1 protein-coding gene is annotated in these 811 nt (G+C 31.7%); it reads right to left on the minus strand.

The window, feature by feature from the left end; all coding sequences use genetic code 11:
* Positions 1–134: 134 nt before the first annotated feature.
* On the minus strand, positions 135–811 hold a 677-nt coding region (locus RM553_RS19540; protein ID WP_311536642.1), incomplete at its 5' end, for a hypothetical protein.

The raw sequence follows: 811 nt of genomic DNA on the forward strand, positions 1-811 counted from the left end.
TTGCGGTTATCGTAAGTTGCGGGAATAGGGACGCGGACTTGTCGGCTTACTTTTTTGTTTCTTGGTTTCTAAAGATATGGTTTTTCCACAATACCCGGAATTTGAGATGAACCGCTGTTGTTGCAAGTATGTTGTCACGCTACAGCTGTTAAGTCTATCCAATCAATTATCCATTTATCATTATCCTTCTTAATAAATATTCTAAAACTTCCTCCGCTCAAAGGGCCGCTTGTGTAATGAGCTGTCATCACACCATAAGAATTTGTTCTGTCAAATTGTATTCTACTAAAACTTATTACTGAATTTAAATAAAAGTCATAATCAGTTTTCCATATTTTCTTTCCATCGGGTAATTCTGATCGATATTTAAATCTTATTTTTTTATCCGCTTTCAGCTTTTTAAGATCAATTTTATACCGGAAATCAATGTTTGAAGTATCTAAGTGATTTTGTTTTAACTCAAAATGATTTATAAGCTCTAATTTGTCCTCTTTACTAAGTATTATTGTTGAATCGACAATTGCTGTGACTAATTTTACAGTGTCTTTATATAATTCTTTTTCCTGTCTTTCTAAATCCTTATAAATCTGTCTTAATGGAATTGTTTCAGTCGGATTTGTGCCATTTTCAATTGGAGGAGGAGGTATTGGAACTTTTATTCTTGAATCGGAATGAATTGAATCTATTAATTGTGGAAAAACTTCATAAGCAACCTGTTTTTCAAACTTTAATTGCTCGAATTTTTCATTGCTAAAACTAAGCAATATCAGGACTATTATGGAAACGAAAATTTTCTTCAACATATTTGCTA

The organism is Autumnicola tepida (assembly GCF_031846485.1).
Classification (GTDB): domain Bacteria; phylum Bacteroidota; class Bacteroidia; order Flavobacteriales; family Flavobacteriaceae; genus Autumnicola; species Autumnicola tepida.